21 protein-coding genes are annotated in these 25,559 nt (G+C 62.9%); 12 read left to right on the forward strand and 9 right to left on the reverse strand.

Annotation, left to right across the window (positions count from 1 at the left end):
- Positions 1 to 44: 44 nt before the first annotated feature.
- Positions 45 to 248 carry a transcription antiterminator/RNA stability regulator CspE gene (gene cspE / locus D9M09_RS05630; protein ID WP_010395943.1) on the reverse strand — a complete coding sequence of 68 codons (204 nt, stop codon included), beginning with the start codon at positions 246 to 248 and terminating at the stop codon, positions 45 to 47.
- 321 nt (positions 249 to 569) lie between these two features.
- Here cspE and clpS point away from each other — a divergent pair, with 321 nt between their 5' ends.
- From clpS to D9M09_RS05645, 3 genes are all read left to right on the forward strand, one after another.
- Positions 570 to 872 carry an ATP-dependent Clp protease adapter ClpS gene (clpS, locus tag D9M09_RS05635; RefSeq protein ID WP_070221390.1) on the forward strand — a complete coding sequence of 101 codons (303 nt, stop codon included), beginning with the start codon at positions 570 to 572 and terminating at the stop codon, positions 870 to 872.
- Positions 869 to 3,169, forward strand: a complete 2,301-nt coding sequence (clpA, locus tag D9M09_RS05640) for an ATP-dependent Clp protease ATP-binding subunit ClpA (RefSeq protein ID WP_070312116.1) — start codon at positions 869 to 871, stop codon at positions 3,167 to 3,169. Before clpS ends, clpA begins: the two co-directional genes overlap by 4 nt.
- A 171-nt stretch (positions 3,170 to 3,340) precedes the next feature.
- Entirely contained in the window at positions 3,341 to 6,700 is a 3,360-nt protein-coding gene (locus D9M09_RS05645) for a S41 family peptidase (RefSeq protein ID WP_070312117.1), read from the forward strand.
- Positions 6,701 to 6,901: 201 nt separating this feature from the next.
- Here D9M09_RS05645 and prpR read toward each other — a convergent pair whose 3' ends face one another.
- Positions 6,902 to 8,527: a propionate catabolism operon regulatory protein PrpR gene (gene prpR, locus D9M09_RS05650; protein ID WP_121668787.1), complete on the reverse strand. Its 1,626-nt coding sequence runs from the start codon at positions 8,525 to 8,527 to the stop codon at positions 6,902 to 6,904.
- 209 nt (positions 8,528 to 8,736) lie between these two features.
- Between prpR and D9M09_RS05655 the strand changes: the two genes are divergently transcribed.
- A complete protein-coding gene (locus tag D9M09_RS05655; protein WP_121670980.1) occupies positions 8,737 to 12,408 on the forward strand; it encodes a sensor domain-containing protein in 3,672 nt (1,223 codons plus the stop codon).
- A 110-nt stretch (positions 12,409 to 12,518) separates the two neighbouring features.
- Here the strand turns inward: D9M09_RS05655 and xth are convergent, their stop codons facing one another.
- Positions 12,519 to 13,283 carry an exodeoxyribonuclease III gene (gene xth / locus D9M09_RS05660; protein WP_070219481.1) on the reverse strand — a complete coding sequence of 255 codons (765 nt, stop codon included), beginning with the start codon at positions 13,281 to 13,283 and terminating at the stop codon, positions 12,519 to 12,521.
- A gap of 570 nt (positions 13,284 to 13,853) precedes the next feature.
- Between xth and D9M09_RS05665 the strand changes: the two genes are divergently transcribed.
- Genes D9M09_RS05665 through D9M09_RS05680 form a run of 4 tightly spaced genes read left to right on the forward strand, consistent with a single transcriptional unit; the run spans position 13,854 to position 15,476 of the window.
- On the forward strand, positions 13,854 to 14,225 hold the full coding sequence (locus D9M09_RS05665; protein WP_070219480.1) for a hypothetical protein: 372 nt from the start codon (positions 13,854 to 13,856) through the stop codon (positions 14,223 to 14,225).
- A 10-nt stretch (positions 14,226 to 14,235) separates the two neighbouring features.
- On the forward strand, positions 14,236 to 14,424 hold the full coding sequence (locus tag D9M09_RS05670) for a DUF1653 domain-containing protein (protein WP_034782199.1): 189 nt from the start codon (positions 14,236 to 14,238) through the stop codon (positions 14,422 to 14,424).
- Between the two features lie 33 nt (positions 14,425 to 14,457).
- The gene (locus tag D9M09_RS05675) at positions 14,458 to 14,928 is read left to right on the forward strand and encodes a CreA family protein (protein WP_070219479.1); all 471 of its coding nucleotides are present in this window, start codon (positions 14,458 to 14,460) and stop codon (positions 14,926 to 14,928) included.
- An 11-nt stretch (positions 14,929 to 14,939) separates the two neighbouring features.
- Positions 14,940 to 15,476: a hypothetical protein gene (locus D9M09_RS05680; protein ID WP_070290518.1), complete on the forward strand. Its 537-nt coding sequence runs from the start codon at positions 14,940 to 14,942 to the stop codon at positions 15,474 to 15,476.
- Between the two features lie 184 nt (positions 15,477 to 15,660).
- Here the strand turns inward: D9M09_RS05680 and D9M09_RS05685 are convergent, their stop codons facing one another.
- Positions 15,661 to 17,154 (reverse strand): leucyl aminopeptidase, encoded by a 1,494-nt coding sequence (locus D9M09_RS05685; protein WP_070290519.1) that lies wholly within the window; start codon positions 17,152 to 17,154, stop codon positions 15,661 to 15,663.
- 67 nt (positions 17,155 to 17,221) lie between these two features.
- Here D9M09_RS05685 and lptF point away from each other — a divergent pair, with 67 nt between their 5' ends.
- Genes lptF through D9M09_RS05705 form a run of 4 tightly spaced genes read left to right on the forward strand, consistent with a single transcriptional unit; the run spans position 17,222 to position 20,905 of the window.
- Positions 17,222 to 18,367, forward strand: coding sequence for an LPS export ABC transporter permease LptF (gene lptF / locus D9M09_RS05690; protein ID WP_070219476.1), 1,146 nt, complete (start codon positions 17,222 to 17,224; stop codon positions 18,365 to 18,367).
- On the forward strand, positions 18,364 to 19,533 hold the full coding sequence (gene lptG, locus D9M09_RS05695; RefSeq protein ID WP_070219475.1) for an LPS export ABC transporter permease LptG: 1,170 nt from the start codon (positions 18,364 to 18,366) through the stop codon (positions 19,531 to 19,533). Before lptF ends, lptG begins: the two co-directional genes overlap by 4 nt.
- Positions 19,533 to 19,940 (forward strand): sirohydrochlorin chelatase, encoded by a 408-nt coding sequence (locus tag D9M09_RS05700; protein ID WP_070219474.1) that lies wholly within the window; start codon positions 19,533 to 19,535, stop codon positions 19,938 to 19,940. The genes lptG and D9M09_RS05700 overlap by 1 nt, the downstream gene beginning before the upstream one ends.
- Positions 19,937 to 20,905, forward strand: coding sequence for a Stealth CR1 domain-containing protein (locus tag D9M09_RS05705; RefSeq protein WP_240453564.1), 969 nt, complete (start codon positions 19,937 to 19,939; stop codon positions 20,903 to 20,905). The genes D9M09_RS05700 and D9M09_RS05705 overlap by 4 nt, the downstream gene beginning before the upstream one ends.
- Here the strand turns inward: D9M09_RS05705 and D9M09_RS05710 are convergent.
- The 5 genes from D9M09_RS05710 to D9M09_RS05730 all read right to left on the reverse strand — a co-directional run bounded on the left by D9M09_RS05710 (position 20,902) and on the right by D9M09_RS05730 (position 25,550).
- Positions 20,902 to 21,552 (reverse strand): hypothetical protein, encoded by a 651-nt coding sequence (locus D9M09_RS05710; RefSeq protein WP_162995586.1) that lies wholly within the window; start codon positions 21,550 to 21,552, stop codon positions 20,902 to 20,904. The two genes, D9M09_RS05705 and D9M09_RS05710, sit on opposite strands and share 4 nt — an antisense overlap.
- 231 nt (positions 21,553 to 21,783) lie before the next feature.
- Positions 21,784 to 22,548: a uroporphyrinogen-III C-methyltransferase gene (gene cobA, locus D9M09_RS05715; protein WP_121668789.1), complete on the reverse strand. Its 765-nt coding sequence runs from the start codon at positions 22,546 to 22,548 to the stop codon at positions 21,784 to 21,786.
- Positions 22,549 to 22,575: 27 nt separating this feature from the next.
- Positions 22,576 to 23,892, reverse strand: coding sequence for a sulfate adenylyltransferase subunit 1 (locus D9M09_RS05720; protein ID WP_121668790.1), 1,317 nt, complete (start codon positions 23,890 to 23,892; stop codon positions 22,576 to 22,578).
- A complete protein-coding gene (cysD, locus tag D9M09_RS05725; protein WP_121668791.1) occupies positions 23,892 to 24,803 on the reverse strand; it encodes a sulfate adenylyltransferase subunit CysD in 912 nt (303 codons plus the stop codon). The genes D9M09_RS05720 and cysD overlap by 1 nt, the downstream gene beginning before the upstream one ends.
- Before the next feature lie 30 nt (positions 24,804 to 24,833).
- Complete coding sequence (locus tag D9M09_RS05730) at positions 24,834 to 25,550, reverse strand: phosphoadenylyl-sulfate reductase (RefSeq protein ID WP_070290524.1); 717 nt, start codon at positions 25,548 to 25,550, stop codon at positions 24,834 to 24,836.
- Between the last annotated feature and the right edge of the window lie 9 nt (positions 25,551 to 25,559).

Genomic DNA, 25,559 nt, shown 5'->3' on the forward strand with positions numbered 1-25,559 from the left:
CCCGTTTGACAACGGGGCTTTTCACATCTGAGGGCCGGCGATGCTTAGGCTGCTTGGATGTTGGAAGCTTGCTTGCCTTTAGGGCCTTGCGTGACTTCGAATTGAACTTTTTGACCTTCTTTGAGGGTCTTGAAACCGTTCATGTTGATTGCGGAGAAATGAGCAAACAAATCTTCGCCGCCATCATCTGGAGTGATGAAGCCAAAACCTTTGGAATCATTGAACCACTTAACTGTACCTGTTGCCATAAAAAGAACTTTCAAAATTAAAACAAATCACACGAGCCATAAAAGCAAGAAGCTTCTTGCCCCCTCCTCGACGTCTCACTTCTTATCAAGCTGTACATTACTGCAACAGTCGATACAGCATTGTTGGCGGAATAAATAATGAAGTCAAGCGCTTTTCCATCGATATTGACAAATTCTTCACGACGACCAAAAAAGCAACTCTTGATTTTGACAGCAAGGTCGCCATCTGCGCACTATTAAGAAAACGCGTAAGATTGAAAACAATTGGAAAGGCGTAGATATTGCGCATGACAACCACTGTGAAAGCATTAGAATAAGCGTATGGCAACCAAGCACGACTCAGAAACCCTGCTGGAGCGGCAAGTGCTGAAGCCGCCGCCGCTCTATCAGGTAGCCTTGCTCAATGACGACTACACCCCGATGGAATTTGTGGTGGCCATCATTCAGGAGTATTTCAACAAGGACCGTGAAACGGCGACGCAAATCATGCTCAGTGTTCATCGCTACGGCAAAGGAGTGTGCGGCGTGTTCTCTAAAGATATAGCGTGTACCAAAGTGGAGTTCGTTTTAACGCATGCGCGCAAGGCGGGGCACCCCCTGCAGTGCGTGATGGAGGAAGTATGATTGCGCAGGAATTAGAAGTAAGTTTGCACATGGCGTTTGTCGAAGCTCGGCAGGCACGGCACGAATTCATCACGGTTGAGCATTTACTGCTGGCACTGCTGGACAATCCCTCCGCTGCCGAGGTATTGCGTGCCTGCGCGGTCAATATAGAAGACCTGCGCAAGACCCTCACCAATTTCATCGGCGATAACACGCCGACCGTGCCTGGCACGGGCGAAGTCGACACCCAGCCGACGCTTGGTTTCCAGCGCGTGATTCAGCGCGCCATCATGCACGTGCAGTCCGCCTCGAACGGCAAGAAGGAAGTCACGGGCGCCAATGTGCTGGTGGCCATCTTCGGCGAAAAGGATTCGCATGCGGTCTACTACCTGCACCAGCAGGGCGTGACACGCCTGGACGTGGTCAATTTCATCTCGCACGGCGTGCGCAAGGACCAGTCGACGGAAAGCGCGAAAGCCTCCGAAGGCGTGGAAGAAGCGCCCGTCGACGGCCAGCCGAAGGAAAGCCCGCTCGACCAGTTCACGCAAAACCTGAACAAGGCCGCTGCCGAAGGCAAGATCGACCCGCTGATCGGGCGCGAGGAAGAAGTCGACCGCGTGATCCAGATCCTGTGCCGCCGCCGCAAGAACAATCCGCTGCTGGTCGGCGAGGCGGGCGTGGGCAAGACGGCCATCGCCGAAGGCCTCGCTTACCGCATCACGCAAAGCGATGTGCCGGAAATCCTGCAGAATGCCGTCGTGTATTCGCTGGACATGGGCGCCTTGCTGGCCGGTACCAAATACCGCGGCGACTTCGAACAGCGCCTGAAAGCCGTGCTGAAACAGTTGAAGGACAATCCGAACGGCATCCTGTTCATCGACGAGATCCACACCATCATCGGTGCGGGCTCGGCGTCGGGCGGTACCCTTGATGCGTCCAACCTGCTGAAACCGGCACTGGCCAACGGTCAATTGAAGTGCATCGGCGCGACCACGTACACGGAATTCCGCGGCGTGTTCGAGAAGGACCATGCGCTCTCCCGCCGCTTCCAGAAAGTGGACGTCAACGAGCCGACCGTCGAGCAAACCGTGCAGATCTTGCGCGGCCTCAAATCGCGCTTCGAAGAGCACCATGGCGTGAAATACTCGGCTTCGGCCCTGTCGACGGCGGCCGAACTGGCGGCGCGCTTCATCAACGACCGCCATCTGCCCGACAAGGCGATCGACGTCATCGATGAAGCGGGCGCGGCGCAGCGCATCCTGCCGAAGTCGAAGCAAAAGAAAACCATCGGCAAGGCCGAGATCGAGGACATCATCGCCAAGATCGCCCGCATTCCGCCGCAAACGGTCAACCAGGACGACCGCAGCAAGCTGCAGACGATCGACCGCGACTTGCGCAATGTCGTGTTTGGGCAAGATCCCGCCATCGATGCGCTGGCCTCGGCCATCAAGATGGCCCGTGCCGGCCTGGGCAAGACGGACAAGCCGATCGGCTCCTTCCTGTTCTCCGGTCCGACCGGCGTCGGCAAGACCGAGGTGGCGAAACAGCTGGCCTTCATCCTCGGTATCGAGCTGATCCGTTTCGACATGTCCGAATACATGGAGCGCCACGCCGTCAGCCGCCTGATCGGCGCGCCGCCGGGCTATGTCGGTTTCGACCAGGGCGGCTTGCTGACGGAAGCGATCACCAAGAAGCCGCATGCGGTCTTGCTGCTCGATGAAATTGAAAAAGCCCATCCGGACATTTTCAATATCCTGCTGCAAGTCATGGACCATGGCACCTTGACGGACAACAATGGCCGCAAAGCCGATTTCCGCAACGTGATCATCATCATGACGACGAATGCGGGCGCGGAAAGCCTGCAAAAGACGTCGATCGGCTTCACCAATTCGAAGCAGGCAGGCGACGAGATGGCCGACATCAAGCGCATGTTTACGCCGGAGTTCCGCAACCGTATCGACGCGACCATCAGTTTCCGCGCGCTGGACCAAGACATCATCCTGCGCGTGGTCGACAAGTTCCTGATGCAACTGGAAGAGCAGTTGCACGAGAAAAAGGTCGAGGCCGTATTTACCGAGAAGCTGCGTGCTTTCCTCGGCAAGAAGGGCTTCGATCCGCTGATGGGCGCGCGGCCGATGGCGCGTTTGATCCAGGACATGATCCGCAAGGCGCTGGCCGACGAACTGCTGTTCGGCCGCCTGGTCACGGGTGGACGGGTCACCGTCGACCTCGACGACAAGGAGCAGGTCTTGCTGGAATTCCCGGAACCGCCAGACGCGGCGCCGACGGCGGCACCGGAAACGGTGGAAGTGGAATAAACTTCCCGCCGTCAACGAAAAACCCGCCCACGCAAGTGGCGCGGGTTTTTTTACGTTTTTATGGGCAATAAAGAAGGTTTTAAGAAGGTTTTCTTTGGTCGTAGTTATGCCAGAATTGCTGTCCGGTATCGACATGATGTCCATGCCACCTGACCGCTATCTGGATGCCACATGAAAATTTCCCGCAATCTCTCCATGCTCCTGTTGTCCGCCGGCCTGCTTGGCAACGCCGCCGCTGCCGCGTCCGCCGGTAGTTATTTCCGTTTTCCCGCCGTGCGCGGCGATACCGTCGTCTTTACGGCCGAAGGCGATTTGTGGAAAAGCAGCGTGCGCGGTGGCGCGGCCCAGCGGCTGACCACGCATCCCGGCTATGAAACGAACGCGGCGATCTCGCGCGACGGCCAGTGGCTGGCGTTTTCCGCCGCCTATGAAGGGGCGCAGGAAGCATATGTGATGCCGCTGGCGGGCGGCTTGCCGCGCCGTATTTCCTTTGATAATGGCGGCGTGCTGGTGCTGGGCTGGACGGCGCAGGGCGAAGTGCTGGTCAGCACGCAGAATACGGACGGTCCCGCCTCGCGCCGCATCGTCGCCGCCATCGATCCCGTGAAACAGACGCGGCGCGTGTTTCCCGTGGCCGACGCCAACGACGCCGTGCTCGACGACGCTGGCAAGACGCTGTTCTTCACGCGTTTCGGCCTGGCCATGACGAACGACAATGTGCGCAACTACCGGGGCGGCGCGCATGCCACCTTGTGGCGCTATGCGCTCGATGGCAAGGGCGAGGCCGTGCGCATGCACACGGATGCCGGCGTCTTGGCGGGCAACAACAAGCGCCCCATGTGGTGGCAGGGCCGTATCTATTACATCAGCGACGAGGGCGGCAGCGACAATCTGTGGAGCATGCTGCCCGACGGCTCCGACCGCCGCGCCTTGACCAGCCACACGCAGTGGGACGTGCGCAACGCGCAGCTGGGCGACGGCAAGATTGTGTATCAATTGGGCGCAGACCTGCGGGTGCTGGACCTGGTCGCAGGGGCGGACTCATCGCCATTGCCGATCAGCCTCATATCCGACTTCGACCAGCAGCGCGCGCGCCAGATCCGCTCGCCGCTCGACACCCTCTCGAACGTGCAGCTATCGGGCAAGGACGAGCGCATCATCCTGACGGCGCGCGGCAAGGTCAGCATCGCCGGCACGGGCAGCCTGCGCAGAGTCGACATCGCCATTCCCGATGGAGCGCGGGCGCGCGATGCCGTCTTTTCCAGCGACGAGAAATCCGTGTTCGCCATCGTCGACACGAGCGGAGAAAACGAAATCTGGAAGTACGCGGCCGATGGCTCGGGCAAGGGCGAGCAGCTGACGACGCAGGGCGATAACCACCGCTGGAAGCTGTATCCGTCGCCGGACGGGCGCTGGCTGGCGCACACGGACAAGAAGGGCCGTTTCTGGCTGCTGGACCTGGCGACCAGGGGCAATCAGCTGATCGACGATGCGGGCAAGGCGGGCGTGGACAAGCACGACGAAGTGCAATGGTCGCCCGACAGCCGCAACCTGGCCATCGTGCGCGTGGCCAGCAGCGAGCAGCGCGAGCAGATCGGCTTGTACAACCTCGCATCGAAGCAGCTGCAGTTCGTCACCAGCGACCGCTATACCTCCGCTTCGCCCGTGTTTTCGCCGGACGGGCGCTGGCTGTATTTCATGTCGGCGCGCAATTTCCAGCTGGCCAATGGCTCGCCCTGGGGCGACCGCAACATGGGCCCCGTGTTCGACAAGCGCATCGGCGTGTATGCGCTGGCGCTGCAGCCGGGCAACCGTTTCCCGTTCCAGCCCGACGATGAACTGAGCCGTCCGGGAGTGAAACCGGCCGAAACGGACGATGAAAAGGCGGCCGAATCGGCGGCGGAAAAGGCATTGGAAAAGGCCGGCGGCAAGTCGGCCGTGAAGAAAACGCCGGCCGCCCTGCCGGACGTCGTCTTCAAGGGACTGGCCGAGCGCCTGTACGAAGTGCCGCTAGCGGCCGGCAATTACAGTGCGCTGGCCATCGATGACAAGCGCCTGTATTTCCTCGAGCGCGACAGCGGCGAGAACAAGTCCAGCCTGAAGACCTTAGCGATTGGCAATACCGGCTCCAAGCCGGAACTGCTGGTGGCCAATGTGCGCGAATTCGACCTGGCGCAAGATAAAAAGCATTTGTACTACAGGACAGCAACCAGCGCGGCAGCCACCGGCCCGGGCGAGATGCTGGTGATCGAGGCGGGCGCCAAGCTGCCGGCCGACCTGTCGAAGGCGAAAGTAAAAGTCGACGACTGGACGTTTGTGTCGAACCCGCGCCTGGAATGGAAGCAGATGTTCAACGATGCCTGGCGCTTGCACCGCGATTTCCTGTACGACGCGAAGATGCGCGGCGTGGACTGGAAGGCGGCGCGCGACAAGTATGCGCCGCTGGTCGAGCGCGTCACGGACCGGGCCGAGCTCAATGACGTGCTGGGCATGATGGTGGCCGAAGTGGGCGCCCTGCATTCGCAGATCCGTCCCGGCGAATTGCGCCGCACGGAGCAGGAAGGCGCGCCGGCCGGCCTGGGCGCCGTGCTGGCGCGCACCAGCGAGGGCTACCGGGTCGAGCATGTCTACCGCAGCGAGGCGGAACTGCCCTCGGCGCGCGCACCGCTGTCGCGGCCCGAAGTGGATGTGAAGGAGGGCGACGTGATCACGGCCGTCAACGGCAAGGACGTCCTGGGCGTGCGCGACATCAGCGACCTGCTGCTGAACCAGGCCGACAAGCAGGTGCTGCTGCAGGTCAAACGCGGTCATGGCAAGGGCGCGCCGCGCGCCGTCATCGTCACGCCCGTCAACATGGCGAAACAGACGGCGCTGCGTTATGGCGACTGGGAATTGAGCCGCGCCGAGCAGGTGGCCGCCGCCTCGCAGGGGCGCATCGGCTACCTGCACCTGCGCGCCATGGGCGCCAACGACATCGCCTCGTTCGCGCGCGATTTTTACGCCAACATCAACCGCGAAGGCCTGATCATCGATGTGCGGCGCAATAACGGCGGCAATATCGACAGCTGGATCATCGAAAAACTGCTGCGCAAGGCCTGGGCCTACTGGGCGCCGCCGGGCGTGCAGCCGTCGTCGAACATGCAGAACACCTTCCGCGGCCATCTGGTCGTGCTGGTCGATGAACTCACGTATTCCGATGGCGAGACCTTCGCCGCAGGCATCAAGGCATTGAAACTGGCGCCGCTGGTGGGCAAGCGCACGGCCGGCGCCGGCGTCTGGCTGAGCGACAATACGCGCCTGGCCGATAACGGCATGGCGCGCGTGGCGGAAAACGGCCAGTTCGGCATCGACGGCCAGTGGCTGATCGAAGGCGTGGGCGTGGTGCCGGACGTCGAGGTGGAAAATCCGCCGCACGCCACCTTCAATGGCGCCGACCGCCAGCTGGATGTGGCGCTCGACATGCTGGCGAAAAAGCTCAAGGAACAGCCGCGCCCCGCGTTCCAGGCGCAGCCGATCCCCGCGCTGAAGTAATTCCGTTACAGGCTGCAGGCGGTCTTGACGCGTGGCACCAGATAGCCGTACTGCTCGTGATGGCGCAGGTCGGCGGTGGACGGCACGTCCTGGTGCAAGGCAGTCCGCTGGTGCCGCCCGCGCCGCCGTGTCCCGTGCCGCGCTGCCATAGATCGTGCGGGTGAGGCCTGCCGTCCACGGTTTTTTTGTATGGCCGAAAAATCAGCCGGCGCGCAGGCGGCGCCACAGCGTGGTGCGGCTGATGCCGAGGTATTGGGCGGCGGCGTCGCGGCGCCCGCCGAAGCGCGCCAGTACGGCGCTGGCGCTTTCGTCTTCCAGGCGCGGCGGCGCGGTGGCGGCCGGTGCCGGCTGCGGCGCGGCCGTGCCGGCAGCATTGCCCAGTTCCGGCGCCACGCCCAGCACGAAGGCGGGCGTGAGCGCCTGCAGCGGTTCGGCTGCCAGGAACAGGGCCAGGCGCTCGGCCAGGTTGCGCAGTTCGCGCACGTTGCCGGGCCAGCCGTAGCGGCGCAGCAGCGGCGCGCAAGCCTGGATTTCCGCGTGCAGGTTGGGGTGCGGGCGGGCGCCCAGCGCGGCCAGCGCGTTTTTCAGCGACCATTCGGCCAGGCCGGGAATGTCGCTGGCGCGTTCGCGCAAGGCGGGCAAATGCAGGCGCAGCACGGCCAGGCGGTAGAACAGGTCGGCGCGGAAGCGTCCTTCGCGGATGCGCTGCTCCAGGTCGCAGTGCGTGGCGCTGATGATGCGCACATTGATGGCGATGGGCCGCGTGCCGCCCACGCGCACCACTTCGCGCTCTTCCAGCACGCGCAGCAAGCGCGTTTGCAGGGCCAGCGGCATTTCGCCGATTTCGTCGAGGAACAGGGTGCCGTGGTTGGCCGCCTCGAACAGCCCCGCATGGCCGCCCCGGCGCGCGCCCGTGAACGCCCCGTCCTCGTGGCCGAACAGTTCCGATTCCAGCAAGGACTCGGCGATGGCGCCGCAATTGATGGCAATAAAGGGCCGGTTCGCGCCCAGGCTGCGCGGGCTTTCGCGGTGGATGGCCTGCGCCACCAGTTCCTTGCCGCTGCCCGTCTCGCCCTGGATCAGCACCGTCGCCGGCGACCGCGCATACAGCACCACCGACTGGCGCAGCGCTTCCATCGCCTCCGATTCGCCGCGCAAATCGTGCAGGCCGTGGCGCGCGCGCAGGGTGTCGGCCACCACCGCGCGCCGTCCCCGGTTCGATTCGATCTGGGTCAGGCGCGCCAGTTCCAGCGCGTCGTCGAAGGCGCGCCGGATGGCCGTGGCCGAATACACGAAGACGGCGGCCAGGCCCGCTTCCTCGGCCAGGTCGGTGACGAGGCCCGCGCCGACGACGGCTTTGACGCCCTCGGCCTTCAGTTCATTGATCTGCGCGCGCGCGTCTTCCTCGGTGGCGTAGGTGCGCTGCGCGATCCGGAAGCCGAAGGTGGCGGCAAATTCGCCCAGTTCCGGCATCGGATCCTGGTAGGTGACGACGCCGATTTGCGGCGAGATGCGCCGCGCGCGCGCCAGCGCCTGCATCACGTCGTAGCCGCTGGCCTTGGCGATGATGACGGGTACCGACAGCCGGCCTTTCAGGTAGGCGCCGTTGGAACCGGCCGCAATGACGGCGTCGCAGCGCTCCGTGGCCATGCGTTCGCGGATGTGGCGCACGGCGTCGTCGAAGCCCAGGTTGATCGGCTCGATCGTCGCCAGGTCGTCGTATTCGAGCGTGATGTCGCGGAACAGGTCGAACAGCCGCGAGACGGAGACGGTCCAGATGACGGGTTTGTCGCGGTGGTCGAGCGGAGGTTGGGGAGGGCGGCGCATGCTTTATTCTAAACGATTTGTTTCATATTTTTGCTGTGCAACGGCGTTGCAACAAGCGTGTTGCAAGTGGTCTGTGGCGTTTCAGATATTGCCAATAAGGAATATGAAAAAACCCCGGGAAACTGGTTTATGATCTAACAGCACTATGATGCCTGATGAATATATTGCCCAGGTGCATTTCGACCGCCAACAACCGAACCATGGTGTCCATGAACCGCGTACCGACCAGTCCCGATTTCATCGCCGATGCCTTGCAGCTGATCGCCTTGCCTGCTTGCGCCTGCGATGCCTGCGGCATGGTGGTGGCCGCGAATGGCGCCTTGCAGTCCTTGCTGGGCAGGGATATATCGGGCTGGTTGCTGGCCGACTGTTTTACGGACGCCTACCGCGCGTCGAGCACCAGCATGCTGCGCGGCGCGCTCGGCGCGGCCGGGCGCGAGCGACAGTGGGACAGCAGCCTGCAAGGGGAGGCGGGCGCCATCGCCGTGCAGGTATGGTCGAGGCCGCTGCTGGTGGACGATGGCTTGCCGGGCGCGACCCTCGTGTTTGCCGACATCCGCGTGCAGCAGCGCGACCAGCAAGCCCTGCGCAAGACCTTGCTGGAACAGCAGGCCATCCTGGAAAGCGCGGCCGTCGGCATCATCTTTTCCAAGGGCGGCTTTATCGAGGAATGCAATATCCGCGCCGCCGAGATGCTCGGCTATGCGCGCCACCAGCTGACGGGCATGCCGGGCGCGGTGCTGTACCGCTCCGCCGAGCATTGCCGCGCGCTGGGACTGGAAGCGGCGCCGCTGCTGTCGAAGGGCAAGCCGTACCGTACGGAGCTGGAATTGCGGCGCCAGGACGGCACCCTGTTCTGGAGCCGCCTGCACGGGCGCGCCGTCGATCCCTTGAATACGCATGACGGCACGGTCTGGATCATCGAGGATATCAGCGACCACCGGCGCGATGAAGACCAGCTGCGCCGTGCCATGCTGGAAATGCAGGCCGTGATGGACAACGCGCCGCTGGCCATCGGCTTCCAGCGCGACAAGGGCGTGCTGCGCTACAACCGGCGCTTCGCCGAATGCTTCGGCTTCGATGGCGACAGCGGCGTGGGCCTGGCCGTCGCCGACCTGTATCCGTCGCGCGCGGCCTACGAGAACGTCGTGCGGCAGGCTGCGCCCCTGCTGCGGCGCGGCCTGCCGTTCCAGGGCGAGATGGAGATGCGCCGCCGCGACGGTTCGACCTTCTGGGCGCTGGCCTACGGCTATGTGCTGAACCCGGAAAACCAGCCCGACCGCGCGCTGCGCGACACGATCTGGCTGTTCGATGACCGCAGCGCGCAAAAGGCGGCCGAGGAGGCGACGCGCCAGCTGATGCTCAAGCAGCAGGCCATCCTCGATAATGCCTCCGTCGGCATCCTGTTTTCGCGTTCGCGCCTGATCCTGCGCTGCAATCCCCGCTTCGCCGAAATGTTCGGCTACGCGCAGGAGGAGATGACGGCCATGCCCGCCGCCGAACTGTTTCCCTCGCCGGCCGCCTACGAGGCATTCGGCGTGCAGGCGACGCCGCTGCTGGGACAGGGCTTGCCGTACGAGCAGGACGAATCGCTGTTCCGCCGCCGCGATGGCAGCCTGTTCTGGTGCCGCATCCGCGCCAAGGCCGTCGACCAGGCGCACAGCGAGCAGGGCGCCATCTGGATCCTCGAAGACATCACGGCCAGCCGCCAGGCGCAGATGGAGGTGGCGGCCATCATGACGAATGCCTCGGTCAGCATCCTGTACACCAAAAACCGCCAGATCACGCGCTATAACCTGGGCTTTGCCGCGATGTTCGGCTACAGCGGCGACGAGGCGCTGGGCTTGCCCGGGCGCGCCCTGTACGTGTCGCAGCAATCGTACGATTTATTGGGCGCGGCCGCGTTTCCCTTCCTGTCCGTCGGCAAGCCCTTCCAGACGGAAGTGGAGATGATGCGCCGCGACGGCAGCACTCTGTGGGCGCAGCTGATCGCCTATGTCGTCAACCCGGACGACCCGGCCGCCGGCACCATCTGGATCATCGAGGACCGCACGGAAGCCAAGCGCGCCGAAGAATCGCTGCGCAACGCGCTGCTGGAAAACCAGGCCATCCTCGACAGCGCCGTGCTGGGCATCTCGGTGATAGAGGGGGGCTACAATTTGCGCGCCAACAGCAAGATGGAAGAGCTGTTCGGCTATGGACCCGGCGAGATCAACGGCCTGTCCGTGCGGGCCCTGTATCCGGACGTGGCCGCGTGGAAGGTGGCGCGCGGCGAGACGGCGCGCGATTTCGATGCGGGCAGGGTGCACATGTCGGAATACCAGCTGGTGCGCAAGGATGGCAGCCGTTTCTGGGCGCGCCTGTCCGGCCGGCCGTTCGACCTGGCGCATGCGCATGGCCGTTCCGTGTGGCTGGTCGACGACGTGACGGCGCGCCGCGAGGCGGCCGAGGCGGTGCGCCGCGCGCGCGATGAACTGGAACTGCGCGTGCAGGAACGCACGGCCGAACTGGCCGGCGCCAACCTGCTGCTGCAGGGCGAAATCGTCGAGCGGCGCCAGGCCGAGGCGCGGGTGCACCACATGGCTTACCACGACAACCTGACGGGCTTGCCGAACCGCGCGCTGCTGTCGGACCGGCTGGAACGGGCCATGCTGGCCTCGCAGCGCTCGGAGCGCAAGCTGGCCGTGATGTTCATCGACCTCGATCGTTTCAAGACCATCAACGATTCGCTGGGCCACATGACGGGCGATCTGCTGCTCAAGGAAGTGGCCGCGCGGCTGTGCGGCGCCGTGCGCGCCAGCGACACGGTGGCGCGCCTGGGCGGCGATGAATTCGTCGTGCTGGTGCCGGGCATCCGCGGCGGCGAGGAAGCGGCGCGCGTGGCGGAGAAGATCATCGAGGCGCTCACGCCCGCCTTTCCGCTCGACGGCCACGTGCTGCACGTGACGCCGTCGATCGGCATCTGCCTGTATCCGGACGACGGCGGCGATGTCGACGCCCTGATGCGCCATGCCGATGCGGCCATGTACCACGCCAAGGGCAACGGCCGCAACAACTACCAGTTCTTCACGCAGACGATGAACCAGGCGGCGGCCCTGCACTTCGATCTGGAAAGCAGCTTGCGCACGGCGCTGGCGCTGCAGCAGTTCGAGCTGGTTTACCAGCCCGTCATCGATATCGCCACGCGCCGCCTGCACGGCATGGAAGTGCTGCTGCGCTGGCGCCGTCCGGGCCAAGGCCTGGTGCTGCCCGACCGCTTCATTCCCATCATGGAAGAAAACGGCTTGATCGTGCCGGTGGGCGAGTGGGTGATGCGCCAGGCCTGCGAGCAAAGCATGGCCTGGCAACGTCAGGGCTTGCAGCCGGTGCCGCTGGCCGTGAATCTGTCGCCGCGCCAGTTCATGCACAAGGGCCTGGTGGCGGCGATTGGCGCCGTGGTGCGGGAAACGGGGATCGATCCGTCGCTGCTGGAATTCGAGATCACCGAGACGGCGCTGATGCAGCACGGCGAGCATACCCTGGAGATTCTGCGGCAGATCAACGGCATGGGCCTGCGCCTGTCGATCGACGATTTCGGCACCGGTTATTCCAGCCTGGCCTACCTGAAGCGCTTCCCCGTGAAGAAGGTCAAGATCGACCGCGCCTTCATCAAGGACCTCGAGCACAGCGCGGAAGACCGCGCCATCGTGTCGGCCATCATCGCGCTGGCCGACAGCCTGCAATTGTCGGCCGTGGCCGAGGGCGTGGAAACGGAGGAGCAGTTCGCGCTGCTGCAGGCGAACGGCTGCCGCTATGCGCAGGGCTATCTGTTTTCCGCGCCCGTGCCGGCGGTCAATGCGCAGGCCTTGCTGGAACGCGTTGTTAAGACTTCGAGCGCCTAACAGAACCGTAGCGAGCGGCAGTGAGTTGTGGCTGAGAAGCGGAGCTGTGCGAATGCACAGTGAGCATCGGAGGCCGCAAATCGCGACGCGCAGTAGGTTATGTTAGGTGCTCAATCAATCGTCGCCACCACCGGCGCATGATCGGACGGCTGTTCCCACTTGCGCGGCACGCGGTCGATCACGCAGGCCGTGCAGCGGGCTGCGAGAGCGGGCGAGAGCAGGATGTGGTCGATGCGCAGGCCCTTGTTCAGGCGGAAGCCCAGCTGGCGGTAATCCCACCAGCTGAACGATTTTTCCGCCTGTTCAAACAGGCGGAAAGCGTCCGTCAAGCCGATGTCGAACAGGCGCTGCAGGGCGGCGCGTTCCTTGTCCGAGACCAGCACCTGGCCTGCCCAGGCGACGGGATCGTGCACGTCGCGGTCGTCGGGCGCGATATTGTAGTCGCCGACGACGGCCAGCTGCGGGTGCTGCTGCGCTTCTTCGGCCAGCCAGTCGTGCAGGGCGGACAGCCAGCCCAGCTTGTATTCGTATTTGTCCGAGTCGACGCTCTGGCCGTTCGGCACGTAGGCGCAGACGACCCGCACGCCGCCTATGGTGGCGGCCAGGATGCGCTGCTGCGCATCGTCATAGCGCGGGTTGTTCTTTACCACGTCGGTGATCGGCAGCTTCGACAGGATGGCCACGCCGTTGTAGGTCTTCTGGCCGCTGAAGACCACCTGGTAGCCGGCCGCCTCGATCTCGGCGACGGGGAACTTGTCATCCGTGAGCTTGGTTTCTTGCAGGCACAGTATGTCGACCGGGTTGTCGGTCAGCCACTGCAGCACTTGCGGCAGGCGCACTTTGAGCGAGTTGACGTTCCAGGTGGCGAGTTTCATGGGAAAAATCCTTGCTTGAGTAGGTGACGATAGGCGCGAATCTTACCGCATGCGTGTCGATGGCGTCCTGCCCCGCCTGCCGGGCATGGGCTTGATTGACGGGCGGGGAAAAAGCCGTGTTAACAAAGTATTTGCATTTAACCAATCGTGGCGCATGAATATTATGTTTTTGTGTATCATTGATCAACCCCTATGTTTGATTTGGCATAAGTGGCTGGCATGGCAGGCTGCGTCTTGCCGTTGGGCGCGACAAAGGTGTAAAGTTTCTCGCTAAAACGCGATAAAAACTACTAAAATGGCACAATGTAACAACTGTGTCACACGGCTTTGTTACAGCCAAGTTAAGAACCGAACAGGAAGCAGTTGTAATTAGTTGTAATTGCTATTCCGATTACATGACCACTGTGCCGGGGACGGAACGTTAATTCCGTCCCTGGCGCCGCCAGACTTGTTATATAAATTGCAGTACTGTATCTATGAGACTGTTTTGCGACATCAATAGATGGTACTATTTTGAAATGTTGCAGTTTTAATAGTGAGACTTGCGCGTAGCATTTGCAAAGGAAGAAAATGCGAACTGCATTTGAAGCGTGGGCGCAGCGTGACGGCCACATTGTGCGGCGAAGAGAAGACAAACCGGATGAGTACCTGATTTTCGAGACCCAGCGCCGCTGGGTTATCTGGCAGGCGGCTCTGACGCATGGCAAGACGGCGACCAAGCCGCGCGTGAGCGCGGCCGAAAAGGCGGCGAAAGCCCAGCGCGCGCTGGAAATGTCCTCCGATGAAGCGACCGTACGCAACAAGGTGCTTAATGAGGTGCTCGACGCCTTCAGCGGCGCCGATGGCGCGGCCGGCATGGAAGGCATACTGAAAGTGATCCAGGGCCTGAAGCAGAAGCAGAAGGCGCTGGCCGACGACAAGAGCGAAGATTCAACGGCTTGAGGGGACGGCGATGCGTTATCGGCACTATAAGGGCGGCATTTACGAACTCGTGTGCGAAGCCACGCTGGAAGCGGATCTGACGCCGATGATCGTCTATCGCGCCGCCGACGGTTCCATCTGGACCCGTCCGAAAGACGTTTTTTTTCAACTGATCGAAGTCGAAGGCGTCATGGTCCAGCGTTTCGCTCCCATCAACTGATGGCCGCCTGCGTGCGTGCCCGGGATACTTTTCATGCGTAAATTGCTGCCTGCCGCTTTGGTGCTGGGCTTTGCCTGCGCCGCGGCGCATGCCGAAACCATCGGTTCGGTCGATACGGTGTTCAAACTGATCGGCCCTGACCATAAAATTGTCGTTGAAGCGTATGATGATCCGCGCGTCGCCGGCGTCAGCTGCTATCTGTCGCGCGCCAAGACGGGCGGCATCAAGGGCGCCGTCGGCCTGGCCGAAGACAAGGCCGATGCGGCCGTGGCTTGCCGCCAGGTGGGGCCGCTGCAATTCAAGGGCAAGCTGCCGCGCCAGGAAGAAGTGTTCACCGAGCGCGCCTCGATCTTCTTCAAGCACGTGCGCGTCGTGCGCATGGTCGACAGCAAGCGCAATGCGCTGGTCTACCTCGTGTATTCCGACCGCCTGATCGAGGGCAGCCCGAAAAACAGCGTCACCGCCGTCGCCGTGCCTGGCGACCAGCCGATCCCCGTCCGTTAAGCGAGCTTCCCATGCGCGTGCCATCGTCTGCCGCCCTTGCCGCCTTTGCCGCCAGGACGCTGCTGCTGTTTGGCCTGGGCGGCTGCGCCACCCTGACGGGCAACACGGACCAGATGGTGCTGGTGCAAACCATCCAGGACAACCGCGAACTGACGGGCGCCGGCTGCATCCTCAGCAACGACGTGGGCAAGTGGTTCGTCACCACGCCGGGACGCATCACCATCCGCAAGAGCCAGGAACCGTTGAAAGTCGATTGCCGCAAGCACGGTTCGCCCGCCATCGCGACGGACGACCACATCGATCCCAAGCTCAATGGCAGCGTATGGGGCAATGTCATCCTGACCCTGGGCGTCGGCTATTTCGTCGACCGCAACACGGGCGCCGGCTTCGACTACCCATCGATCCTGACCATCGTCATGCAAGACCCGGCCCGTCTGGCGCCGCCGCCCGCACCCGTCGCCGTGAAGCCGCCGCCGGCTGCCGTGCCGGAAACGGTGGTGCAGCCCAAGGTGGCACCGTCGCCGTTGCCCAATCCCGTCGTCTACTGATTAATACGCCACGCATGAAAAAACCGCCAGGGTCAGTGACCGTGGCGGCTGTCTTCTTGCGTAACGACGCCTGACAAAACCGTAGCGAGCGGGAGCTAGTGGTGGCCGAGAAGCGCAGCTGTACTTTATGTACAGCGAGCATCGCCGGCCGCCAATAGCCCCGCGCAGCAGGTTTGGTCTGGCGTTATACCCGGTTGATCAGGAACGTGGTGAGCAGTGGTACTGGACGGCCGGTCGCGCCCTTCGATCCGCCCGATTTCCATGCCGTGCCGGCGATGTCCAGATGCGCCCAGGTGTACTTCTTGGTGAAGTTTTCCAGGAAGGCCGCTGCCGTCACCGAGCCGCCGCCTGGCGTGCCGATGTTGGCCAGGTCGGCGAAGTTCGACTTCAGCTGTTCGTTGTACGCCTCTTCGATCGGCATGCGCCATGCCGTGTCGCTCGATTGCTTGCCCGCTGCCAGCAGTTCATTGGCCAGCTGGTCATGCGCCGCATCGCTGCGCGTAAACAGGCCGCTGTTGTGGTGGCCCAAGGCGACGACGCAAGCGCCCGTCAGGGTGGCGATATCGACCACGGCTGCCGGCTTGAAACGTTCGGCGTAGGTCAGCGCGTCGCACAGCACCAGACGGCCTTCGGCGTCCGTGTTCAGCACTTCGATGGTCAGGCCGTTCATGGAGGTGACGATGTCGCCCGGCTTGGTGGCGCGGCCCGACGGCATGTTTTCGCATGCGGCTATGACGCCGATGACGTTCAGCTTCAGGTTCATTTCGCCGATGGCGCGGAAGGTGCCCAGTACCGAGGCGGCGCCGCACATGTCGTACTTCATTTCATCCATGCCAGGACCGGCCTTGATCGAAATGCCGCCCGTGTCGAAGGTGATGCCCTTGCCGACCAGGACCACCGGCGCATCCTTGGCCTTGCCGCCCATGTGTTTCAGGACGATGAATTTCGGCGGCTGCTCGCTGCCGTTGGTGACGGACAGGAAGCTGCCCATTTTCAGCGCTTCGAGCTGTTTGCGGTCCAGTACTTCGACTTCGAACTTGTAATCCTTGGCCAGCTGCTTGGCCGTGCTGGCCAGGTAGGTCGGATTGGCGATGTTCGCCGGCAGGTCGCCCAGCTTGCGCGTCAGGTCGGAACCGTTGGCGATGGCGATGGCTTGTGCCAGCGCGCCGCGCGTGGCTGCCGTTGCTGGCGCTGCCAGGACGATCTTGCGCACGCCTGCCGGCGCTGGATCTTTTTTGCTTTTTTGCGAGTCGCAGCGGTATTCGCTGTCATGTGCTGCTTGCACCACGCAACGGATTGCCCAATTTACGTCGCGCTCTTTCACTTCAGCCAGCGGTAATGCGATAATGGCGTCCGCAGCGCCCAGCGAGCCGAAGGCCTTCAGCGCGGCTTGTACGCCGGTCGTGAAGCTTTTTTCGCTGACAGTGTCATCGCTGCCCATGCCTACCAGCAGAACACGTTCGGCGGCGACGCCATCGACTGCGCGCAGCAGCAAGGTGCTGCCAGGCTTGCCGCTGATGTCGCCGGACTTCAGCGCAGCCGAAATCGCACCCTTGCTGTCCAGCGATTTTGCCGCTGGCGACAGTTTTTTGTTTTCGAATACCGCAACCGCGATGCATCCGCTTTTGGCCGTGCCGAGGGTGCTCTTGGTATCGAATGCTTTTATGCTAAAGTCCATTTGGTTCTCCGTTTTCATTTACTAGTAACGTGTTACTCAACTAACTGACCCGAATTATAAACTCCGAATGATCTTTCAACGCGCCCTTCGACGTGAATTGGCTAGTGCCGCCGGGGCCACCTTCACTGTTTTGTTCAGCATCCTGCTCACCTGGATGCTGATCGGTATTCTCGGCAAGGCGGCGGGCGGCAAGATCGCGTCGGCCGACGTCATGTCCCTGATGGTCTTTTCCGCCCTGATGCAGCTGCCCACCATCATCATCCTCACCGGATTCATTTCGGTGCTGATGGTCGTCACGCGCAGCTACAAGGAGTCGGAGATGGTGGTGTGGTTCGCCTCGGGCCTGAGCCTGTCGCGCTGGATCTGGCCCGTGCTCAGCTTCGGCCTGCCGCTGGTGCTGGCCACCGGCGTCCTGAGTTTGTACGCCACGCCGTGGGCGCAAAAGAAAAGCGATGAATATGTGGCGCGCTTTGAAAAGCGCGAAGACCTGCAGAAAGTCACGCCGGGCCAGTTCCGCGAATCGGCCGGCAGCAACCGTATCTTTTTCGTCGAGGGCGCCAGCGGCGAAAAGAACGTGGTGCAGAACGTCTTCGTCAATACCGTCGATGAAAAAGGCAGCGCCGTCGTCGTCGTCGCGAAGGAAGGCGTGATCAATACCGACGCCAAGGGCGAACGCTTCCTGGTGCTCAAGAGCGGCCGCCGCTACCAGGGCGTGCCGACACAGGCGGACTTCCAGACCATGGAATTCGAGCAGTACATCATGCGCATCGAGAGCAAGCAGCAGGAACTGGGCGCGGAACTGGGCGTGCGCGCCATGAGCACCATGGCCCTGGTCGCCGATCCGAATCCCTACACCATGGCCGAGTTGCTGTGGCGGGTCAGTGCGCCGCTGATCGGCCTGATGCTGATCCTGCTGGCCATTCCGCTGGGCTTTGTCAATCCGCGTGCCGGCAGTTCGGCCAACCTGATCATCGCCCTGCTGATTTTCTTCACCTACAGCAATCTGATCAAGGTCGTCGAAGCGAGCGTGAAACAGGGGCGCCTGACCTTCGGTCTGGCCTGGTGGCCGCTGCACCTGCTGGCGGCGCTGGCCGTGGTTGCGCTGTTTGCGTGGCGCCTGAATGTGAATCACCGCTATCATCCGCTGGTCCTGCTGGCGGCTTTCAAGCGCGCGCGCCGCGCCGGCAAACCAAGTAAAGCGGTATCGAAATGAAGATTTTACAGCGCTATTTTGCGGTCTCGATATTCCAGGCGGTGCTGTTCGTGCTGCTGGCCTTTCTGGCTTTGCAAGCCTTCATCGACCTGACGGGCGAGTTGCCCAAGGTGGGCCGCAACGGCTACACCATCCAGTATGCCTTCCTGTATGTGCTGGTGCTGGTGCCGGGGCACGTGTACGAGGTGATGCCGATCGCGGCGCTGATCGGCACCATCTACACGATGGCGCAGTTTGCCGCCAGTTCCGAATTTACCATCATGCGCGCATCGAGCATGTCGACGGCGATGGCCGCCGGTTTCCTGTTCCGCATCGGTATCGTCTTCGTCGTCATCACCTTCATCTTCGGCGAGGTGATCACGCCGCGCACGGAGCCGCTGGCCGAACGCCTCAAGCTGACCTCGCGCGGCGCGGCCGTGTCGAGCGAGTTTCGCTCGGGCCTGTGGACCAAGGACATGGTCAAGAGCGACGGCCTGACGGGTACCGTCACCGGCTCGCGCTTTTTCAATGTGGGCGAAGCGCGTGCGGACGGCCAGCTGAAAAACGTCAAGCTGTATGAATTCGACACCGATATGCGTTTGCGCACCCTGACCGTGGCCAAAGGCGCGACGTATCAGGGCAATAATATCTGGCGTCTGACCGATGTGACGGAAACCTCGTTCTCGAACAGCGCGGCCACCTCGCCCGGCTTCGAGCCAAAGCTGGCGAACTACTATGGGCAGGAAACGAGTCTGGTGCGCACGGTGCAGAGCGCCAGCAAGGACATGACGTCGGAAGTGACGCCGAAGATCCTGACGGTGTCGGCGTCCGACCCCGAGCGCATGTCGGCCAGCGAACTGGCCGTGTACACGCGCCACCTGGCCGAGAACAAGCAGGAAACCGAGCGTTTCCGCATCGCTTTCTGGAAAAAGCTGATCGATCCGCTGGCCATCTTCGTGCTGATGGCGCTGGCGCTGCCGTTCGCCTACATGCATACGCGCAGCGGCGGCATCAGCCTGAAGATATTCATCGGCATCATGATCGGCGTGAGCTTCATGCTGGTCAACACCCTGTTCTCGCATCTTGGCTTGCTCAGCACCTGGCCCGCCTTCCTGACGGCGGTGGCGCCGAGCGCCCTGTATCTGCTGCTGGCGCTGGGCGCCCTGTGGTGGGTGGAGCGGCACTGATGGAGACGAACGTGAAACAGGCATTGATCTTGTTTGCCCATGGCGCGCGCGCCGCATCGTGGGCCGCCCCCTTCGAGCGGCTGCGCGACCTGACCCAGGCGCGCATGCCCGGCGCCAGCGTGCACCTGGCCTTCCTGGAACTGATGACGCCACGCCTGCCCGAGCTGGTGGCGAGCCTGCTGGCCGAGCTGCCCGCCGGCGCCATCCTCGACGTCACCGTGGTACCCGTGTTCCTGGGGCAGGGCGGGCATGTGCTGCGCGACTTGCCGTTGCTGCTGGAAGAACTGCGCCAGCAGCATCCGGCACTGCGCCTGAAGGTGGTCGAGGCGGTGGGCGAGAACGCCAGCGTGCTCGCCGCCATCGCCGATTACTGCGTGGCGGCGCCAGGTTCCAGCCCTTTGCCTTGAGCGGCATCGACATCGTCTACCTGTGGGTAGACGGCGCCGATCCCGCCTGGCGCGCGCGCCGGCGACACGCCTATGCCGCCTGGGCGCAGGCGCATCCTGGCCAGCTGGCCCTGCACGGCAACGTGGCGGGGCGCTACCGCGACAACGGCGAACTGCGCTACAACCTGCGCGCGCTCGAGCGTTTCTTTCCCGGCCATGGCCACATCTATCTGCTGACGGACCGGCAAGTGCCCCACTGGCTGCGCGCATCAAAGCGCCTGACCGTGATCGACCATGCGAGCCTGATGCCCGATGCCTCCCTGCCGGTGTTCGACTCCGGTCATATCGAATCGTACCTGCACCATATTCCGGGATTGTCCGAACGCTTCCTGTATCTGAACGACGACGTATTTTTCGGCGCGCCGTTCGAGCCTGCATTCTGGTTTGGCGGAGAAGGGGACCGGCGTTTGAGTGTTTTCACGGAGAGCGCGCTGCACGATGATGTGCCGGGCTTGCGCGCCGACGTGGCGGCGCCCGTCAATTGCGCGACCTTGTCGCGGCAATGGCTGTCGGCGCAGTACCCCGCTTACCTGCATGAACCGCGCCTGTATGCGCATGCGCCGCGGCCCATGCTGAAAAGCGCGCTGCATGCGCTGGAAGGGCTGGCGCCGGCCATGTTTGCCGCTGTGCGCGAGACGGTGTTCCGCTCGTGGCAGGTGCCGGCATTGCTGCCCGACCTGGTGCCGCGCTGGATGGTGCATCAGGGGATTGCGCGCTCGCGCATGCTCGACCCGCTGCATATCGCCAGCGGCGATGCGCAGGCGCCGCAGCAGCTTGAGGAACTGGCGGCGCGTTTCGGCAGCTTGCCGTTTTTCTGCATCAACGATACCTGCGACGAGGCCGGCGACGACGACCCGCGCCTGCTGCGCGTGGCCGCTACCTTGCAGCGGCTGCTGCCGCTGCCGTCATCGTTTGAAGTTGCTTAAGCCGCTTTCTTCTTCGGCGCCAGGCTGATGCGGGCGGCGGCCGTGCTGTCGGACAGCGAAGCGAGGAACAGCAGCCAATAGGCGCCCAATTCGAGCACTTCTTCGCCCAGCAGCGCGTAGGCGTCCGGCATGCCATGAAAGACCTTCTTGTCGAAAGGCCAGCCAGCGACCATCAGCAAGCCGCCGATGGCCGTCAGGATGGTGATGCGCATGCTGAAAATCTGCGGCGCATGGGCAAACACCTTGCGCGCGCGCGGCGCGAAGAAGATCAGCAAGCGTATCAGGATCAGCAACTCCACCAGACGCAGGGCTTTTTCCAGCTGCGCCCAGGCGGGCGCCGTGCCGAACTGATCGATATCGAGTTCGCGCAGCAGGAAGCCGAACAGCAGCGCGCACAGGCCCGCATGCATGAGGAAGCGCAGGGACTGGCGGTCAGTCTCTTGCCAGGCGCGCACGCCGTGCACGGTGCAAGCCAGGGCCAGGAACAGCGCCTGCAGCCATTCCAGCAAATGGTTTTCATCGTCGATATTCGGGAAGACCGTCCACAGGGCGATGGAGGCGAGCATGCTGAACAGCACGGCGCTGGCGACGCCGACATTGCTGCGGCTGAGCGAAGTCAGGGCTTCGCGCATGGAGGTGAAATTCATGTGTGGTCGTAAGGCTAAAGTTGCGCGGCGCGGTATTGCAGCCTGCGGGCGCAGCTTTTTTCGGGGAGGGTCAGCCGGGATACCGCACGGCAAGCGCTATGGCGGGGCGAAGCGTGAATTTATTGCTATCACGCAACAACTTCTCGAGAAAAGATGCGTGAGCATCGTATCATGTTTCCCCGGAAGACGTCGGTTACTGACTTTAAAGTCGGTAAAATACGCTGTGTTTATTCAAGCATGGCGCGCCAGAATGGCGGCCGTTTCTTCGATGGCCTGGTGCGTGCGCGCGGCCATGGCGTCGCCCAGCATCACCAGCACGGGGCCGTGGGTGTCACCCAGGCCGTGCGCCAGGGCGCTCAGCGTCAGGCGCACGATGCGCTGGTCCGGGCGGCTGCAGTTTTCTATCACCACCACCGGGGTGTCGGCACGGCGGCCCTGGGCCAGCAAGCGCTGCGCCGTGGCAATGGCTTCGCGGCCACCCATGTATTGCACCAGGGTGTCGCAGTCGGGAATGCGCGTCTGGTCCGGTTCGCCCGGCGCCGTGCTGGACGTGAAAAAGGCCACGCTGCGCGACACGCCCCGCTTGGTCAGCGGCTGCTGTGTTGCGGCCGCCGCCGCCAGCGCCGTGGTAATGCCGGGCACCACTTCGACGGCGATGCTCGCTTCTTCCAGCGCCCGCAATTCCTCGTCGGCACGGCCGAACAGCATGGGATCGCCCCCTTTCAGGCGTACCACGACGGCGTGCTTGCGCGCGTTGTCGACCAGTTGCTTGTTAATAAACGCCTGCGCCGTCGACAACTGGCCGCAGCGCTTGCCGACCAGGATTTTTTGCGCCTGCGGGCACAGCTCCAGCATCTCTTCGGTGACCAGCGCGTCGTGCAGCACGACATCGGCCTGCGCCAGCAGGCGGGCGCCGCGCAAGGTCATCAGGTCTTGCGCGCCGGGGCCTGCGCCGATCAGGTAGACCTTGCCGGGGAGAGATGCGGAGTTGTTCATGCTAGCCTTCTTCAGTCGAGATACGGGTTACAGCCGAACCATGCCCGCGGCGACGGTCTGGTGGGTGACTTCATCGATCAGGATGAATGCCCCCGTGGCGCGGATATCGGCATACGCATCGGCCGCCAGCGCCTGCTGCACGTTCAGGCTGATGCGGGCGATGTCGTTCAATTTCAAGCCTTCGGCCGGATGGCGCTGCTGCGTATTGATGTCGAGAATCGACTCGATCGCCGTCACCTTGGCCGCCGTCTGTTTGGTGCCATGCTTGATCCAGTACTTGCGGCGCAGGTCCAGCGCGTCTTCCGACAGCCAGCACACGTCGGCCACCACCTGTTTCAGCAGGGTGGCGGGGCGCTCGCTGCTGGCCAGCAAGTCGCCGCGCGAAATGTCCAGATATTCATTGAGCAGCAGGGTCACGGACTGGCCCACCACGGCCGTTGGCAGCGAACCGTCGAGGGTGACGATGTCTTTCACTGTCGCCGTCTGGCCCGATGGCTGCACCACCAGGGTGTCGCCGATGCTGACCTTGCCCGCCTCGATGCGGCCCATGTAGCCACGGAAATCGTTCGCTTCGTGGCCGTTGTGGCGCGCCACCAGCTGCACGGGGAAGCGGAATGGCGTGTCGTGCGATTCGTCGTAGACGGACAGCGATTCGAGCAGCTCGATCAGGGTGGGGCCCGTGTACCAGCCCAGCTTGTCGCCGCGCTCGACGACATTGTCGCCCGTCAAGGCCGACAATGGAATCGGCGTGATGTCCTTCAGGCCCAGCGACTGGGCAAATTCGCGGTAGGCGGCGACGATGCGGTTGTACACCGTTTCATCATAATCGACCAGGTCCATCTTGTTGACGGCCACGACCACGTGCTCGATCTGCAGCAAATGGGCAATCGTCGAATGACGTTTGGTCTGGATCAGCAGTTCCACGCTGCCGTCGTCACCGAGTTTGACTTTCGACACGTCGATCAGGATGATGACGGCGTCGGCCGTGGACGCCCCCGTGACCATGTTGCGCGTGTACTGTTCATGGCCCGGCGTGTCGGCGATGATGAATTTGCGTTTCGGCGTGGCAAAGTAGCGGTAGGCCACGTCGATGGTGATGCCTTGCTCGCGTTCCGCTTCCAGGCCGTCCGTCAGCAAGGACAGGTCGACCGTGTCGCCCACCGTGCGCTTGTGCTTGGAGCGCGACATGGCGTCGAGCTGGTCGGCGAAGATGCCCTTGCTGTCGAACAGCAAACGGCCGATCAGGGTGCTCTTGCCGTCATCGACGGAACCGGCTGTAATAAAGCGCAACATGCCGCGTTCAACGCTGTCGGTGAGAGTGGTGCTGGAGATTGCTGCGTTCATTAGAAATACCCTGCTTTCTTGCGTTTTTCCATCGAGGCTTCGGAAGTCTGGTCATCCATGCGGGTGGCGCCCCGCTCCGTGATTTGCGTGATTGCCGTCTCGGCGATGATGGCGTCCACCGTCGCCGCGTCGGACGACACGGGGCAGGTGCACGAGATATCGCCCACCGTGCGGAAGCGCACGACTTGCGTTTCCACCGTTTCGCCTTCGCGCGGCGGCGTCAGATCCGTCAGCGGCACCAGCAGGCCGTTGCGCGGGATCACCTGGCGCTCGTGCGCGAAGTAGATCGGCGGCAATTCCAGTTTCTCGCGGGCGATGTATTGCCACACGTCCAGCTCCGTCCAGTTCGAGATGGGGAAGACACGCATGTTTTCACCGGGATGCACGCGCGTGTTATACAAGTCCCACAGCTCGGGGCGCTGGGCTTTCGGGTCCCAGGCGCCAAATTCGTCGCGGAAGGAAAAAATGCGTTCCTTGGCGCGGGCCTTCTCTTCATCGCGGCGCGCACCGCCGATGCAGGCGTCAAAGCCATGTTCGGCGATGGTTTCCAGCAAGGTCACGGCTTGGGCCGCGTTGCGCGAATCCGTGGCCGGGTTGCGCAGGCGCACGGTGCCGCGCTGGATCGAGTCTTCGACGGAGCCGACGATCAGGCGCTCGCCCAGCTCGGCCACTTTTTTGTCGCGGAAAGTGATGACTTCCGGGAAGTTATGGCCCGTGTCGATATGCACGAGGGGAAACGGGAACTTGCCCGGGCGGAAGGCTTTCTCGGCCAGGCGCAGCAGGACGACGGAATCCTTGCCACCGGAAAACAGCAGGGCGGGATTGGCCGATTCGGCCGCCACTTCGCGCATGATGTGGATGGCTTCCGATTCAAGGCTGTCGAGGTGACGCTGGTTCAAAATATTGCTCATATAGGATGCTTTCTTGTTCTGTGTGTCTGTTCAGGCTGCCACGGATTTGATGCGGATCAACTTGCCGTCCACCATGTGCAGGCCGCATTCCTTGGAATCCGGGTTTTCCCACCACCAGCGCCCGGCGCGCACGTCTTCGCCCGGCTGCACGGCACGCGTGCACGGTTCGCAGCCGATGGACGGGTAGCCCTGGTCGTGCAGCGCGTTGTACGGCACGTCGTTCGCGCGGATATAGTCCCACACATCCTGCTCGGACCAGTCGGCCAGCGGATTGAATTTCGTCATCGCGTGTGCCGCGTCGTCTTCCTGCACGTGCAATTCTGCGCGCGTGGTGGACTGGGCGCGGCGCTGTCCCGTGACCCAGGCCTTGTTGCCGGCCAGGGCGCGGCCCAGCGGTTCGACCTTGCGGATACGGCAGCATTCGCGGCGCATCTCGACGCTGTTATAAAAGGCGTTGAGGCCGTTCTGTTCCACGTAGGCAGCGACAAGCTCCGGCTGCGGGCGGTACAGGGTGATGTCGTGGCCGTAGCGGGTTTTCACCTTGTCGAGCACGGCCAGGGTTTCCTGGTGCAGCCGGCCTGTTTCCAGGGAAAAGATGCCGATCGGCAGCTTTGCCTTGAGAATCATGTCGGTCAGCACCATGTCTTCGGCTGCCAGGCTGGACGCGAACACGGCCGGCGAAAAATCCGCGGCGATGCGTGTCAGCGTTTGCTCGGTGGCGTGAATCAAAGAAGTCAGATCGCTCATGATGGGTCC

Origin of the sequence: Janthinobacterium agaricidamnosum, from assembly GCF_003667705.1 — a bacterium.
Lineage (GTDB): Bacteria > Pseudomonadota > Gammaproteobacteria > Burkholderiales > Burkholderiaceae_D > Janthinobacterium.

Excerpts from the sequence above, each read along its gene's own strand:
- cobA (WP_121668789.1), bottom strand. The coding sequence starts at position 22,548 with ATGAACAACTCCGCATCTCTCCCCGGCAAGGTCTACCTGATCGGCGCA.
- clpS (WP_070221390.1), top strand. The coding sequence starts at position 570 with ATGGCAACCAAGCACGACTCAGAAACCCTGCTGGAGCGGCAAGTGCTG.
- D9M09_RS05700 (WP_070219474.1), top strand. The coding sequence starts at position 19,533 with ATGGAGACGAACGTGAAACAGGCATTGATCTTGTTTGCCCATGGCGCG.
- lptF (WP_070219476.1), top strand. The coding sequence starts at position 17,222 with ATGATCTTTCAACGCGCCCTTCGACGTGAATTGGCTAGTGCCGCCGGG.
- D9M09_RS05685 (WP_070290519.1), bottom strand. The coding sequence starts at position 17,154 with ATGGACTTTAGCATAAAAGCATTCGATACCAAGAGCACCCTCGGCACG.
- D9M09_RS05730 (WP_070290524.1), bottom strand. The coding sequence starts at position 25,550 with ATGAGCGATCTGACTTCTTTGATTCACGCCACCGAGCAAACGCTGACA.
- cysD (WP_121668791.1), bottom strand. The coding sequence starts at position 24,803 with ATGAGCAATATTTTGAACCAGCGTCACCTCGACAGCCTTGAATCGGAA.
- clpA (WP_070312116.1), top strand. The coding sequence starts at position 869 with ATGATTGCGCAGGAATTAGAAGTAAGTTTGCACATGGCGTTTGTCGAA.
- D9M09_RS05670 (WP_034782199.1), top strand. The coding sequence starts at position 14,236 with ATGCGTTATCGGCACTATAAGGGCGGCATTTACGAACTCGTGTGCGAA.
- xth (WP_070219481.1), bottom strand. The coding sequence starts at position 13,283 with ATGAAACTCGCCACCTGGAACGTCAACTCGCTCAAAGTGCGCCTGCCG.
- D9M09_RS05655 (WP_121670980.1), top strand. The coding sequence starts at position 8,737 with ATGAACCGCGTACCGACCAGTCCCGATTTCATCGCCGATGCCTTGCAG.
- lptG (WP_070219475.1), top strand. The coding sequence starts at position 18,364 with ATGAAGATTTTACAGCGCTATTTTGCGGTCTCGATATTCCAGGCGGTG.
- prpR (WP_121668787.1), bottom strand. The coding sequence starts at position 8,527 with ATGCGCCGCCCTCCCCAACCTCCGCTCGACCACCGCGACAAACCCGTC.
- D9M09_RS05710 (WP_162995586.1), bottom strand. The coding sequence starts at position 21,552 with ATGAATTTCACCTCCATGCGCGAAGCCCTGACTTCGCTCAGCCGCAGC.
- D9M09_RS05680 (WP_070290518.1), top strand. The coding sequence starts at position 14,940 with ATGCGCGTGCCATCGTCTGCCGCCCTTGCCGCCTTTGCCGCCAGGACG.
- D9M09_RS05675 (WP_070219479.1), top strand. The coding sequence starts at position 14,458 with ATGCGTAAATTGCTGCCTGCCGCTTTGGTGCTGGGCTTTGCCTGCGCC.
- D9M09_RS05720 (WP_121668790.1), bottom strand. The coding sequence starts at position 23,892 with ATGAACGCAGCAATCTCCAGCACCACTCTCACCGACAGCGTTGAACGC.
- cspE (WP_010395943.1), bottom strand. The coding sequence starts at position 248 with ATGGCAACAGGTACAGTTAAGTGGTTCAATGATTCCAAAGGTTTTGGC.
- D9M09_RS05665 (WP_070219480.1), top strand. The coding sequence starts at position 13,854 with ATGCGAACTGCATTTGAAGCGTGGGCGCAGCGTGACGGCCACATTGTG.
- D9M09_RS05645 (WP_070312117.1), top strand. The coding sequence starts at position 3,341 with ATGAAAATTTCCCGCAATCTCTCCATGCTCCTGTTGTCCGCCGGCCTG.